Raw genomic sequence first — 13927 nt, forward strand, 5'->3', positions numbered from 1 at the left:
AGGCTTAAATACAGCCTCGCTGTTTGTAGTTGAGGTGCCACTCTTTAAAGAGTGCCGAACGCTTGGTGTCAATTATTCTCTTCCGAGTGATGCTTTTCTCTTTTGCTACGGGGCCACCCTTACCAAGGTCAACACCCGACAGCTCTTTGCTGTACATCTTTGGTGTCACATGGCTGTAGTGCTGTTCAATCATGGCAATGCTGGTGCCACATTGTTTAGCCAACACTTCCATGCTGACGTTGCCTGACATCAGTTGCCACGTAATGTAGGTATGGCGTAATGAGTAAAGTGTTCTAACGCCATGCGGAGATGACTTTAAACCTGCTTCGGATATGGCTTTTTCAAAAGCTTTACCCAATTCATTGGTGGTTGAACCATCAGCTAAGCGAAACAGCTTGTCAGAAGGCTTTCTGTTCGGGAATCGGTCACGTAATGCATTAACACTGGAAAAGATTTCATCGCGACATATCACCTCCCTTGTGCCTGTGTGCTTAACCGTTTTACCTTTGGTAACCGTAATAGAAAAAACAACATCGTGTTCCTTGGACTCCATTTGAATATCACCCCACGTAAGATGTTCCATCTCAGTCCCAGGTCGAATACCTGTATAGACCGCAAACTCCATGTAATCGATGAGCAGCTCACGAATTTGGCGGGTTTTCTCCTTACGGCTATTTTGCTCAAGTGCTAATACGGCATCGAATGCCTTTTCATATTCTTCATGTGAAAAATGTGCTCGACGCTGTGACTCTGCCCCTTTGGTCGATAAAGAGGGCACTTGAGCCGCTAACATCCATTTATGGTCAACCGCTTCTTTAAACACTAGTTGCATAGCGGCATTGTGGTTTAACAGTGTCGATTTGGCTGGGACTCTATCAAATTGTTCAATACGCCATTTATCAAATTCACGCAGCTTCTCACTATCAATTGAGGTAATGTAAGTGCGGTCGAAAAAGGGGATATGGTACTTACGTAATACCTGAATATAGGTTTTGTAGTTAAGTGGTGCCGTCTCGTTATCGAGCGCTTCTTCCATAGCGCTAATGGCTTTTTCAGCCACATCACGAAAGCGTTTGGAACTCACCAGCAGATTACGGTCTGCCATGAACTGGAATTCCATTTGAATCCGATAGGCCATGCCAATGGCTTTCTCTTTTTCTTTCTGCTTGGTGGCTCTGGCGTGCCACTTACCCGCGACTTTAGTGCGAGCATACCAACGTTCGCTATTGTCTTGCAGGTAGATGTATAATTCGTCGGAAATATCGTGTCGTTCGACCTGTTTGCTCATAGTCAATTTCTGATGTTGTTTTGCAAAGAATTTGCAAAGTGGTGCATTAGTTAAATCTAATGCAGATAGGTGTATGAAAAATAATAACAAAAAATGTCAGATTTAGTAATAAATTTGACGCGCTTTATTCAAAATCCCCCGCCCTTAAAAGCGTGCCAGTTCGAGTCTGGCCACTGGTACCAAATCCTTCAGATGAAGGAACTAAAACCGACCTAGAGTCGGTTTTTTTGTGCCTGAAATTTGGTTTTCGCTCGGTGCTCTAGGTTGAGCTAGTGGGATTCGGCGATATCCATTTGCATCATAGTCACGCCTTTGATTTGTGCATAAATCGCTTTGCCATGAGTGAGTTGCAGTTCGTCGCAGGCCCAAGGGGTGATGTTGGCCCAAAGTTCATCGCGGCCTAGGGTGATTTTTAATTGGATTTGCTCGCCGTTATCACTGGGGTATAACTCTTTAATTTCTCCCTTTAGCAGGTTGCGGATACTCGATCCTTTGGGGAGCTCAGTGCAAACCGAGACATGATTTGCCTGAATACGCACTTTGAGTTTCTTTGCCGTTTCAGCCAGATAGCCACTTACCCACAAATAGTTTCCATCATCCATCACGAGTCGCGTCATGGGGTAGCCGGGATGTCTGTCGGCGACCTTTGCACTGAGGAGTGAGCTGAGTTCCTGCAATGGCACCCAAGGCCGCATTTGCTCGCTATTCCACACTTCACTTAAGGCGCCTTGGGCAATCAATTTTCCCTGATGCAGCACCAGCATATAATCTGCCAGTTGTAAGATCTCATCTAGGCTGTGGCTCACATACACTATTGGCAGTTTTAGTTCCTGCGATAAGGTTTGCAAGTAGGGTAGTAACTCGCGTTTACGGGGTAAATCGAGTGATGCCAGCGGCTCATCCATCAGCAGCATGTCAGGTGATGTCAGCAGGGCACGGCCAATGGCAACCCGTTGTTTTTCACCGCCTGATAGCGTGCTGGGATAACGACCGAGCAGTTTTTCAATCCCTAGTAGTTGCACAATTCTATCGAACAAGACTGGGTTAGCTTTATGCACACCATAGTTGAGATTGCCCTTCACGCTATAGTGCGGGAACAGCCGTGCTTCTTGAAATACATAGCCAATTTGGCGCTTCTCTGGGGGAAGGTTCACTTTGCCTTGTTGATAAAGCAGTTTGTCGCCGAGGCGGATTTCACCGCTATCTGGGGTCGAAAGCCCGCCAAGTAGGTTCACTAGTGAGGTCTTACCCGCACCCGAGCGGCCAAAAACGGCTGTCACGCCCTGCAATGGCAATTGGGTATCGACTTTCAGTTGCAGCTGTCCGAGCCGTTTTTCAATATTGATCCTTAACATACGCTTGCTGTCCTCTGCAGGGCTTTTTTACTCAGCCATTGGGAGGCGAGTAAAGATGCTAGTGCGATCACTATTGAGATAATGCACAGACGCATGGCCTGATATTCGGCTCCCGGAGTTTCAATAAAAGAGTACATAGCGAGCGGAATTGTACGGGTTTCACCGGGAATATTAGAAACGAAGGTAATGGTCGAGCCAAATTCCCCTAGGCTGCGAGCAAAGGCGATAATCATGCCTGACACTATCCCCGGAGAGGTGAGCGGCAGTGTGATGGTGAGAAATACCCGCCATCGACTGCTACCTAAAGTGCGTGCGGCCTGCTCGAGTCGAATATCAACTGTATCAAAGGATTGGCGTATGGCTCTGACCATCAGCGGGAATGACACAATCGCCGCCGCGAGGGCTGCACCGCGCCAACTAAAGCTAAAACTGATGCCAAACCAATTAAATAACCACTGGCCGATAAAACCTTGGCGGCCCATGCTGATCAGCAAGAGGTAACCCACTACCACGGGCGGTAACACCAGTGGTAGATGGAGCACACTGTCAAATATAGCCTTGCCAGGAAACTCGACTCTGGCCAGCACCCAAGCGCACAAAATACCCAAGGGTAAACTGGCGATAACGGCAACGGATGACACCTTTAAGCTGAGCAGCAGTGCGGCAATTTCATAGTCGCTCAAAAGAGAGCCACTTAGCAGAGAGCCGCTTAACAAAGAACCACTCAGCACCCTAATTCACTCCAAAGCCATACTTCTCAAACACATTTTTTGCGCTTGGGCCCTGCAGATACTCATTAAACGCTTTGGCGCTTGCGGTCGATTCTTGTTTGACTAAGGCGACAGGGTATTCAATTGGGCTGTAACTCGTTTCTGGGAAGGTGCCAACGATTTTGATCTTTTGGGCGACTTTCACATCGGTTGAATACACTATGCCAAGCGGCGCTTCACCCTGTTCAACCAAAGCGAGGGCGGCACGGACATTGTTAGCACGGGCGAGTAAGGGCTCAGCGGCTTGCCACAGCTTGAGGTTTTCGAGGGCTTGCTTGGCATATTGTCCAGCGGGTACATGATCTGGATCGCCAACAGCTATACGACTGCCTTTTAATGCGGCTTTAATATCCCAATCGCCATTGAGCACGACTTCTGTGATGGGACTATTTTTCTCGGCAATCAAGACTAAGGTATTTTTTAACAAGGTTTTTCGGCTGTTAACATCGACCGCTTTTGCATCGACCAGATAATCCATCCACTTTTGATTCGCCGAGACAAACAGATCGGCGGGCGCACCATTGGCCACTTGTTTTGCCAGTGTTGAAGAAGAGGCGAAGGAGAATATCACCTTAGTATTGTGTTCTTTTTCATATTGCTGGCCGATTTCGTTAAGTGCATTGGTGAGCGATGCCGCTGCAAAAACAGTCACTTGCTCATTGTCTGCCGCAAAAATTGGGCTAGATGTCAGTACCATTGTGAATAACGAAGCCGTGGTAAAACGCAGTAATTGCTTAAGGTAAATGGATTTCATTGTGTTCCTCCGTGATAAAAAGTGATCGCTATATACCAATCTATATACCGATCATTCAAGCCCTAAGCAATCAATTAGTGATCTGTGTGCGGTTTCTTGCGGATTAATGGCATTCATCCGCTGAAATATCTCGGCAATCTTATTGGTATCCTCAAGACGATGAAGGACAATAGGACTCAAGTCAGACTTGGGTGCTGGATAGACGATGGATTTACATGCATTACTTACGCTTTCCCTCGGCGATAAGCCCTTCGCCAATCCTAGGCGGATAAGCCTGCTTGAGCAGGTTGCCAACACAGGCTCGATCAGCCAAGGCGCCAAGCTTGCGGGGATCAGTTATAAAGCGGCGTGGGACGCGATCAATGAGATGAACACCGCCATGCCCGAACCCGTAGTGTGTAGCGAAAAGGGCGGGAAAGGCGGTGGCGGCGCTAAACTCACCGAATTTGGCGAACGGTTGCTTAAGGTGTATTCCATCACCTCCCAAGTACAAGAAATGGCTTTGGCTGCCTTGCTCGATGAGTCCGTCGATATGCACAGTTTATTGGATGTGATGGCGCATTTCTCTCTCAACACCAGCGCCCGTAATCAGTTAACGGGGCGTATCAATAGCATTGATTCATTTGGATTAAATGACAAAATTTGCGTGACCTTAGCGGGCGGACAACAGATTCAGATTTCAGTGACCCATTCGAGCCGCGAACGCTTGCAGTTAGCCCTAGATAAATCTGTGTTGTTACTGTTTAAAGCCCCCGCTGTACTGGCGACGACTTATGCCTGTGAAGTGGATGGGCAAAATTGCTTAAGCGGTCGTTTGCTGAGCGTGACTGAACTTGGCGATAAGGCCGAATTAGCCATAGATATTGATGGCAAAGACATCATCTATTCGGTGATGCCACTCATCCAAATGCAGAGTTTGGCTGTCGGCGAATCATGTTTCGCCTGTTTTGATGCCACGCAGGTGATCCTCGCCAGCATGAATTAGTCGAATTGAGTGATTAATTCGGTTAATCATTGGGTTATTCTCTGGGGATGGCCAGTGACTTGGCGTTATTGTTGTCGAAGTGGGATCGTTCGTTTTTGTATTTAAATCAAGAGTTGACCCAAAGGGGGAGCAACAGCAATCCTTTCTTGGCTCTCCTTTGCCAAACAATGTCCATGTTTAACTGCCCAGTTCACCATCTCAGGCTCTCGTTCGTTACACTGCTACACAGCACGGTCGCTTATCTATTCATCAACACTGATAGCTTCACTAACTTAACTCATTTAGGACGGCACATCGATAGCCTTGTTGGTGTAACAGGCATTTTTGTGCGTAGGGTTATACGGAGAAATGCAGTAATTACAGCGGCACTTCCAAGCAAACACGGTGAAGAAACTGAATGTGTTATCGACAGTCAGGATGGGCAAAGAACTGTTACGGCGACGGCATGACTATTCCATATCAGCAGATGACGCGCTTTGTGCTGTGAAGAAATAGGCGAACTCTCATTAATTCATGGCTGTTGGGTTATGAATTATTAGGGGAGCCTACAGTGCTCTGCTTATATACCCTCTTTCGCGATTAACCGTGTATTAAAATGTAAGCTCTGGCTGTTCGGCTACTACACGTTTTTGCGAAGTTTTATTGATACAGTAGATTAGCCTTGCTAAATCTTCAAGTGTTAATCATTGTGCTAGCAATGACTCTTGAGTTTCTTTAATTTTGGCCGTTTCCCCTACATCCTTTAATATTTTTCAGTTACTTAGGGTTTTAGTGTGGTAGCGATTTTTAGTTATAGTATTAGCTTGGATCATTTTTATCTCCTCAAGTTAAATAATTTGGCATCAAAATATTACCTCAGAAAAAGAGTTATAAAGGTTTAAAGTTAAAGGTGAAAGCGTATCTATGATGAGTGTCATGATTCTATAAATACATCACTAAAACACTTTTCCTAAAACAGTAACTTGCTTTAACTCTTAGATGAGTTGAATAAAAATTGACCAGCTTGAAAGGTGTTAGAGTAATTAGACTGTACATGATAGATTAAAAAATTAATTTAATAATGGTTAAGGTGTAATGTTAATAGGGTTAATAGTTAGCTATTATATAACTCTCTTGGCTTTAATGGTTTATTTTATATCCAGGGTAAATGTTAATTGTCTTATTTTAAATAATTGCTGATTAATGTGAGAGTGAAGAGCTATAAATAATGGGTAAGTCTGAACTTAGATAATTAACTACTAAAATATGCCTAAACGACTGGCCATACATTATAAATTTTATCAAATAGCAACTATTCTTTATTTTGGTTAAATGATTTGTTGTTGAGTAACCCGATATCATTTTTTGCAAAAGCTTCTCTACCAACTATACTAAAGCCCAACCAGTAAAAATGTCGGCCATTACCATCAAGTGTTTTGTATCCGTTAAGGTACACATGTCCATATATAGAATAAGCTATCAATCCTTTAGTAGCATCATTCCTTAAAGTTATGAAGGAAAACTGAGTTACCTGAGAGAGAAAAACTAATCCTGTTGCTATTCAATTTTTATTTTTATACATTAAACTTGCACCATGATTACTATTTTTGTATAACTATTTTAGCTGATTAATTCATTATTTCTTAAATATTAAACGGGTTTTAATGCTGTTAAATCATTTTTTCATCGATGGTTTTAAAAACTTTTTATGATTTTGAGTATTAGAGTCTAGGGACGTATATGGCATTTAGTCATGGAAAAGTGATCAATATTTTAGTGGTCGATGATCATTCGTTGATTTTTGATGGATTACGGGGCTGTTTAGCCCCTTATCCTGAACTTAATCTGATTGGCTCGGTTGAAGATGGGCTTGCGGTATACGAGAAATGCCTCAAACTCAGGCCAGATCTGGTCTTTATGGATCTTAAATTACCCGGAATGGGTGGATTGGACGTGATCCGTCAGCTCAGACAACGTTGGCCAGAGATGATGATTATTATGTTAACGGCGACGATTGAGGAAAAAAGTGCACGGGAAGCGCTTGATGTAGGCGCCAATGGTTATGTATTAAAAAATAGCCCTAAGAGCACACTATTAGCGGCAATTAAGTGTGTGAGTAAGGGCAAAAATTTTATCGATCCTAGTTTAGATGAGCAGCAAATAGCCGCTTTGAGTGGAGTGGTCGATGGGGATATCCCTTTGCTGACCCCCCGCGAGCAACAAGTGCTAAAACTGATCTGTGAGGGGCGCCGCAACCGTGATATTGCTGAAGATTTAGTGATTGGTTTAAAAACGGTAGAGACTCACAGAATGAATTTAATGCGCAAACTTAATGCGCATAATGTCGCCGAGTTAATGCATTGGGTGCAAAGACTCGGATTATAAAGATGGATGTGGCGCAAGCACAGTTTGTGCCGTGCTTGCACTTTTAGTCTAAGATCAACTTTCAGCGTCTAATGCGTGAATTAAATTATCGAGTGCGCTAAATTCTGCTAGGCTCAAACATTCTTTCGTTTCGAGTGCTACCTCTAAATCTGCCGCTTCATTTGCAATGTTTTTTTTACCTGCTAAGCCAGCGCTACCTTTGATGGTATGCAGTACATCACTCAATTCTTTCCAAGCTTGATTCTCTATATGTAACTTGGCCTGATGTGCCATATCGGCCAGATGCACAGCGAGTCTATGATTAAGATCTGTATGCGAAAAATCAATCATAGGCGCATCGATTTCATTGTTTATCACGAGCTGCATATCACGATCTAACTGCATATCAGCCGCGGCTTCGAGTGCATGGTTAAGTTGCTTCAATGACACTGGTTTGGTGATATAACTATTCATACCCGCGGATTCTATTGTGTCATGCTCTTTAGGATTGGCGTTGGCAGTGAGTGCAAAAATTGGGCAATCACCATCGAGAATATCTTCACTATTGCGCCATCGTTGCGTTGTTTGATAACCGTCGAGTCCTGGCATGCGAATATCCATAAGGACAAGATCGAAGATATGTCGAGTACCTTTTTCTAACGCGGCTTCACCACTGCTAACGGCAATGACTTGTTGTCCTAATTCAAGCAACATTTTACCTATGATATCGCGATTAGTTTCGACATCGTCGACTAAGAGGATCTTTAACCGCCAAGGGAGAAGTGTTGGGGTATGTTGACGTTGCTTATGTGGCAGGTTGTGGCGAATTTCAAAGAGCCTCTGCCATAAACGAGCCGGCAAGTGAGCCAGTTCAGGAGATGCTAATGCCGGATTATCCCCTTCAATGGGGCAAGCTCCCCAGAGTGTGAGTTGTGGATGTAAGGCTAAAGGAGCGACAATCACCGTATTAGGCAAACATAGGGGCGCAGTTGGATCAACTAAGGGTAAATCGAGAATAAAGGTACTACCTTCGCCCAAAGTGCTAAACATTGTGAGTTTGCCTTTCATTTTGCTGGCGAGTTTCGCTGAGATAGGTAAACCAAGCCCTGTGCCCGATTTATGATGGCAAGTTTGTGCAAAAGGTTCAAAAATACGCTGCTGATCTTGAATAGCAACACCCCCCCCCGTGTCCTCCACGCTAAAATACAGATGCTGCTTAACCACTTCGATACGTAATAAAATCTGGCCAGCTTCAGTAAATTTAGCCGAATTACCGAGTAAGTTAACCAGAATTTGCCTGACTCGCAGAGGATCCAGTAGTGCTTTCTCGGCGACATTAGCATTGACTAAGCATTTCAGGGTGATGGGCTTATTCACGATCCGAGATTGGATGGTGATCATTGCATCATCAGCCAACTTCAAAATGGGGTAAGACTGTAAGTTCATTTCAATTTGGTCGGCTTCTATACGGGAAAAATCCAACAAATTATTGATAATGGCGAGTAAAGAATTGGCACAATTATATGCGGTATCACGCAAATCCATTTGTTTAGGTGTCAGTTGGGTATTACGTAGTAATTCGAGCGACCCAGTAATACCATTCAATGGAGTTCGAATTTCGTGGCTGATAGTTGTTAGATGCTCGGTTTTACGTTCATTGGCCTTTTCTGCTTCTTGCTTAGCCAAGGCTAATTCATTGGTACGAAGGGTGACTTTTTGCTCTAACTCGTCATAGCTTTCTTTTACTGTATCGAGTAGATGATTATAGGCTTTCGCAATTTGTCCCAGCTCGTCATTACGATCCTGTGGTAGTCGGTGTTCGAAGGTCGACTGACTGGCATTATTGATGATATTTACGAAGTTTCTCATAGGTTTGCTAAGGTTAATCTTTAATATATTCAGCAGGATAGTTGCTGTCAAAACTAAGACCAACAGAGCGCATGGCAGCTCTTTAAAAAAAGGTATTAACGCCATATCTTTAAGATAGACATCTGAAATTAATGTGATGTGCTGCCAGCCTGGCCCATGAATATGCTCTTTTATGACATAGTAATCGCCTAATGGGTGTGCGGTGTTCTTAGCATGTGGGTGGTCATGACTAAATTCATCTTTGAGTTTAACGAGTATCGACGGAGTTAAGGTTAAGGTAGATTTAGAAAATAACTCCCCCTTTGGTGTCATGAAAAAGCTAATGTCCCCAGGTCCTAAGGCATTATTTAGTGACATTGCTGACGCTAAATTGATACTAAAACCGACTTGTGGGGATAGGGGATCCTGTGGGTCACTCGAGTAACTGAAACTTAAGTGGTAGTCCTCAGAATTCTTGTCCTTGAGCGGTGTTCCCCAACGATAACCTGTAGTCGACGCTTGCACTGAGAGCTGTTTTATCTCGCGTAGACGAATTTGAAAATATTCATCATTGGCATCGGATGCTGCATAAATCGTAATACCTTCGTTAGGTTTCAAGATGAAAGTATCTAAATATCTGTGTTGCCCAGCACTGCCAAATGTTTGCGCGACCCACATGGTCAAAGTATCGTCATGGCTTTTCGCTTGGAATGGAAAATAATGAGACACAATTTCCTGGTCATTCACTTTGTCTATTGAAGCGAACTGTTTGAGCTGTTTATCGAGCTGGCGCACATCATAACTGGCATCGGTGAAAAGTGTATTACTCACCTCGGCCCGTAATCCGCTGAGCTCACTAAAGGCAACTAAGGAGCGTTCGAGTGTATGGCTGAACGTGTTGTTATAGGATAGATATTCCATCATCAGCCATAGAGCTACGAGCACTGACATAAAGGAGACTGTGAGCTTAGTAACTAAGGAAAACTTCCATTGGATCTTCATCTATGTTCTCTGCTCATCTTATTTCGGCCTTTGTCAGTTAAAAATACGCTATTCATCTTGTTCTTGCATGAACTTCGAAATCCATTCGAACCATTTTCTCATCTTAACCACATTAACGGCCAGTGCTATCAGGTGAATAACTGAGGCTTGGTATTTTTCATCTACCTACCTTAAGTAGTTAAGGTGTTCACCTGATGGGCGCTAGGCTTAGACACTTACATACTGATCCCATGAAAGTGAAACAGGGTGTAAAAATGCTGACGAGATTGATTGAAAGTGGCTTCTTGGCTAGCCAAAACGTCGAAGGAAACACGACTTGGACCTTAGCCGAAAGACAAGCCCTCGTTCTCGAAACTGACACCTCTGTATCTATTGCAATAGTGCTAGCGATTTCGACCGATATTGCTGTGGATTGGCTAACACAAGCAACGCTCGCATTAGCCGCTAGTGATCACGCCTTAGATTGTGGCCTTCAGCTTAGAGGTGAACTCTGGTTGTTATGGCGTTATTACGATGAAATTCAAGATGATGAAGCTTTATCTCAAGGGATTGTCATGCAACTTGCTATAGCGAGGTTTCTCGAAAAGAGCCTGCTTAAACCTGTTGATAGCAATCGAGCTTCACTTATCGGGAGGACAGTATGAAAAAACTACTCAGTCTACTGTTACTTTGTCAGATTGGCCTAGTTCAGGCTGCACCACTGACAAACATTAAATGGCAAGGTGAACCCTTTGTAATGATCAGTCGAGGCACTGCGCTAGCCTCCGTCATCCAAGACTTTGCCAACAATTACGGCGTACCAGTCATTGTCAGTAACAAGGTCAACGACAACTATATCGGCCAAATCCAAGAACAAGATCCTAAATCCGTTATTCAAGATCTGACCCGTCGCTATGGCTTAGTTTGGTACTACAACAACGAAGTCTTATATGTTTACAAAGCCAGTGAAATTAATAGTGAAGTGCTACCGTTAACTAGCTTATCCGCGACTAAGGTCGACCATTACCTGCGCAGTGCAGGAGTGTTAGATAAGGGGGTCTGTAACATTAAATCTATGGCAGGGATCAGTGGCTTACAAGTCACAGGTGTACCCGAATGCATTAACAGTGTCACCAAACTTACGGCACAACTTGATGCCAATGCTAAACAAACCACAGAAAACCAAGAAACGGTTAAAGTCTATCCACTGAAATACGCATCTGCCACAGACTCTATTTATGAATATCGTAGCCAACCTGTGAGTATTCCTGGATTAGTCACGGTGCTAAAAGAAATGGATCAAGGTACACAAGTCGCCAATGCAGTGGCGGGTTCTGTGAGTAATATTAGCGGTCCAGTCTTTGCCGCTGATCCTCGTCAAAACGCCATCATAGTCCGTGGAAGTGCCCGTGATATGGCCACTTATGGCTCTTTGATAAGACAACTCGATACTAAGCCCACCATGATTGAAGTGTCTGTATCGATATTCGATGTGGACGCCTCTGACTTTAAACAGTTGGGCATAGATTGGTCGGCGTCAGCCAAATTAGGGGGGGGTTCCGTCAGTTTCAACAGTGGTGATAGCAGTGACAATTTTTCCACTGTCATAGGCAATACTGGCAACTTCATGATGCGCCTCAATGCACTAGAGAAGAACTCTAAGGCCAAAGTGCTCTCACGTCCCTCTGTGGTTACGTTAAACAATGTGCAAGCAGTACTCGATAAAAACGTGACATTTTACACTAAGTTGGAAGGGGATAAAGTCGCTAAATTAGAGTCAGTGACCACTGGTTCTCTATTACGAGTCACACCAAGATTGATTGATGAAGTAGGTCATCAGGCTGTGATGTTGGATCTCAATATTCAGGATGGTCAACAGAGCCAAGCAGTGAGCCGTAGTGAACCATTACCACAAGTGCAAAACTCCGAGATCTCGACTCAGGCGACGCTGAAATCGGGGGAGAGTCTGTTACTCGGCGGCTTCGTACAAGATAGAGATGAAACGACCCAGAACAAGATCCCGTTACTAGGCGATCTACCATTACTGGGCGGTTTGTTTAGAAGCACAGATCACCACACTCAAAGCGTGATGCGTCTGTTCCTGATCAAAGCGGAACCCGTTAACCAAGGAGATTAATATGTCTTCAGGATACAAGCTCTTATGGTTAAACGGTCCATTGCAAGGACGAGAGTTATCTTTGCCTCTTGGTAACTTAAGCATCGGACCCGATGGTGATGTGTTAGCCACACTTGAACACGTAGAACAAGTGGATTTATTGATCGATGAAGCGGGGGTTCGGCTGCAGTCTTGGGTACCGACTTGGATAGCTGGACAGCCTATAAGCGAAGTCAATATGTTGCCATTGGGGCAAGTTATTGAACTCGCTGGTGTGGGTATCCTCTTAGGCCATTGCACCGATGAATTACAGCAACAGGCAATACCATCACATTTTCAAACAAAGGCAAAGAAGTCGTGGTGGTTACTGGCGACAGTTTCAATGCTCTCTATGGTGCTATTAGCGACAGTGTTATTAGCTCCTGCAAAGATGCCTATCGCCGAGTTGACACAAGCACAATGGTTATCGCAGCAGCTGCAGACCGACGGTTTAAACGGAGTTCAAGCCCATTGGTCAAAAGATGGCGTGGTGACACTGAGCGGCTTTTGCCAAGATTCACAACGTATGGCGCAGTTTCTCGGTGATATCAAAGGACAAGGTATTTTATTTATAGAGCAGACCACTTGTGGCGATCAGTTGATACGTAATGTCAAAGATGTCTTAGTCCAAAATGGATTTGCCAATGCCCTTGTGACCTTAGGTAGTGAGCCCAGCAATGTCATTATCTCAGGCGCCATTCAGTCAGGGGAGCGCTGGGATAAAGCGGTGTCTAGCTTGAATAACTTGCCCGGACTTGTTAATTGGCAAGTTAGCAATCAGGTTGACAGTCAGCTCAAACCGTTAATCTCCGCATTGCGAAACAAAAATTTACTGGTTGGTCTCATGATAGAGCGGATCAATGATGCCATCGTCATGACAGGTAAAGTCAGTGAACAACAACAGCAACAGATTATGACTGTTGCGCAAGGATTAGAACCAACGCATGCCAATGGATTGAAGTTAGTATTTCAAAATATTCCAGTACAAAACGAACTTAATCATTTATTTAATGCTTCTGTGGTGACCTATGGTGGTAATGCTCAGTCTCCATTCATAGAGTTATCGAGTGGTGTTCGGTTATCAACGGGTAGCAAATTAGATAATGGTTATGTCGTGGAGTATATGAACATTCATGGATTAGATCTCAGTAGAGCCGGTGAGTTAATTCATGTACCACTTATTTTTTAGGAGGCATTATGTCAAGAATTACACAGCTTGAGGATGATATTAAATCACATAATTACAAACAGGAGGCTTACCATAATAGACTAGCTAAAATGCGCAGTAATATCTTATCTGGTAATAGTGGAACAATTCCATTGTTGGATGAAGCTATCAATGCGGCAGAAATAGTTATAGACACACTTTTTTCACGTTATAAAAAATAGCTTTAAATTTTAATCTGGTGGTTTGACCAGTTTTGTTTTATTCCCATCGTTTTTAGGTA

The 13927-nt window shown here is 43.9% G+C and carries 11 protein-coding genes and 1 pseudogene; 7 read left to right on the forward strand and 5 right to left on the reverse strand.

The genetic code is table 11. The features are described 5' to 3' along the window. Window positions 1–4: 4 nt before the first annotated feature. The 4 genes from HGO26_RS17230 to modA form a co-directional block, all read right to left on the reverse strand. On the reverse strand, window positions 5–1288 hold the full coding sequence (locus HGO26_RS17230; protein WP_211085947.1) for a tyrosine-type recombinase/integrase: 1284 nt from the start codon (window positions 1286–1288) through the stop codon (window positions 5–7). A gap of 269 nt (window positions 1289–1557) precedes the next feature. Continuing rightward, window positions 1558–2643, reverse strand: a complete 1086-nt coding sequence (gene modC / locus HGO26_RS17235) for a molybdenum ABC transporter ATP-binding protein ModC (protein ID WP_168826744.1) — start codon at window positions 2641–2643, stop codon at window positions 1558–1560. Then, the gene (gene modB / locus HGO26_RS17240) at window positions 2637–3374 is read right to left on the reverse strand and encodes a molybdate ABC transporter permease subunit (RefSeq protein ID WP_168826746.1); all 738 of its coding nucleotides are present in this window, start codon (window positions 3372–3374) and stop codon (window positions 2637–2639) included. Before modB ends, modC begins: the two co-directional genes overlap by 7 nt. Before the next feature lies 1 nt (window position 3375). Then, window positions 3376–4167 (reverse strand): molybdate ABC transporter substrate-binding protein, encoded by a 792-nt coding sequence (gene modA, locus HGO26_RS17245; protein ID WP_168826748.1) that lies wholly within the window; start codon window positions 4165–4167, stop codon window positions 3376–3378. A 205-nt stretch (window positions 4168–4372) separates the two neighbouring features. Between modA and HGO26_RS17250 the strand changes: the two genes are divergently transcribed. The 3 genes and pseudogenes from HGO26_RS17250 to HGO26_RS17260 all read left to right on the forward strand — a co-directional run bounded on the left by HGO26_RS17250 (window position 4373) and on the right by HGO26_RS17260 (window position 7516). After that, on the forward strand, window positions 4373–5152 hold the full coding sequence (locus tag HGO26_RS17250; protein ID WP_168826750.1) for a TOBE domain-containing protein: 780 nt from the start codon (window positions 4373–4375) through the stop codon (window positions 5150–5152). A 318-nt stretch (window positions 5153–5470) separates the two neighbouring features. Further along, a pseudogene (locus HGO26_RS17255) lies at window positions 5471–5691 on the forward strand (IS4 family transposase); the annotation flags it as partial. A 1180-nt stretch (window positions 5692–6871) separates the two neighbouring features. After that, window positions 6872–7516 (forward strand): two component system response regulator, encoded by a 645-nt coding sequence (locus HGO26_RS17260; protein ID WP_131525039.1) that lies wholly within the window; start codon window positions 6872–6874, stop codon window positions 7514–7516. 54 nt (window positions 7517–7570) lie between these two features. On the opposite strand, the gene HGO26_RS17265 is transcribed toward HGO26_RS17260, so the two are convergent. Next, window positions 7571–10345, reverse strand: coding sequence for a two component system sensor kinase (locus HGO26_RS17265; RefSeq protein WP_168826752.1), 2775 nt, complete (start codon window positions 10343–10345; stop codon window positions 7571–7573). A gap of 254 nt (window positions 10346–10599) precedes the next feature. Here HGO26_RS17265 and HGO26_RS17270 point away from each other — a divergent pair, with 254 nt between their 5' ends. From HGO26_RS17270 to HGO26_RS17285, 4 genes are read left to right on the forward strand one after another with little or no spacing between them, the layout of a single operon-like run. Then, on the forward strand, window positions 10600–10989 hold the full coding sequence (locus HGO26_RS17270; RefSeq protein ID WP_247651579.1) for a hypothetical protein: 390 nt from the start codon (window positions 10600–10602) through the stop codon (window positions 10987–10989). Then, complete coding sequence (locus tag HGO26_RS17275) at window positions 10986–12461, forward strand: EscC/YscC/HrcC family type III secretion system outer membrane ring protein (protein ID WP_131525041.1); 1476 nt, start codon at window positions 10986–10988, stop codon at window positions 12459–12461. Before HGO26_RS17270 ends, HGO26_RS17275 begins: the two co-directional genes overlap by 4 nt. 1 nt (window position 12462) lies before the next feature. Next, window positions 12463–13668: a type III secretion system inner membrane ring subunit SctD gene (gene sctD, locus HGO26_RS17280; RefSeq protein ID WP_168826756.1), complete on the forward strand. Its 1206-nt coding sequence runs from the start codon at window positions 12463–12465 to the stop codon at window positions 13666–13668. A gap of 8 nt (window positions 13669–13676) precedes the next feature. Next, window positions 13677–13868, forward strand: coding sequence for a hypothetical protein (locus HGO26_RS17285; protein WP_131525043.1), 192 nt, complete (start codon window positions 13677–13679; stop codon window positions 13866–13868). Window positions 13869–13927 lie beyond the last annotated feature (59 nt).

Source organism: Shewanella oncorhynchi, assembly GCF_012584455.1.
Classification (GTDB): domain Bacteria; phylum Pseudomonadota; class Gammaproteobacteria; order Enterobacterales; family Shewanellaceae; genus Shewanella; species Shewanella oncorhynchi.

Coding starts and splice junctions, on each gene's coding strand:
- HGO26_RS17230 (WP_211085947.1), bottom strand. CDS start 1,288: ATGAGCAAACAGGTCGAACGACACGATATTTCCGACGAATTATACATC.
- modC (WP_168826744.1), bottom strand. CDS start 2,643: ATGTTAAGGATCAATATTGAAAAACGGCTCGGACAGCTGCAACTGAAA.
- modA (WP_168826748.1), bottom strand. CDS start 4,167: ATGAAATCCATTTACCTTAAGCAATTACTGCGTTTTACCACGGCTTCG.
- HGO26_RS17250 (WP_168826750.1), top strand. CDS start 4,373: ATGGATTTACATGCATTACTTACGCTTTCCCTCGGCGATAAGCCCTTC.
- HGO26_RS17260 (WP_131525039.1), top strand. CDS start 6,872: ATGGCATTTAGTCATGGAAAAGTGATCAATATTTTAGTGGTCGATGAT.
- HGO26_RS17265 (WP_168826752.1), bottom strand. CDS start 10,345: ATGAAGATCCAATGGAAGTTTTCCTTAGTTACTAAGCTCACAGTCTCC.
- HGO26_RS17270 (WP_247651579.1), top strand. CDS start 10,600: ATGCTGACGAGATTGATTGAAAGTGGCTTCTTGGCTAGCCAAAACGTC.
- HGO26_RS17275 (WP_131525041.1), top strand. CDS start 10,986: ATGAAAAAACTACTCAGTCTACTGTTACTTTGTCAGATTGGCCTAGTT.
- sctD (WP_168826756.1), top strand. CDS start 12,463: ATGTCTTCAGGATACAAGCTCTTATGGTTAAACGGTCCATTGCAAGGA.
- HGO26_RS17285 (WP_131525043.1), top strand. CDS start 13,677: ATGTCAAGAATTACACAGCTTGAGGATGATATTAAATCACATAATTAC.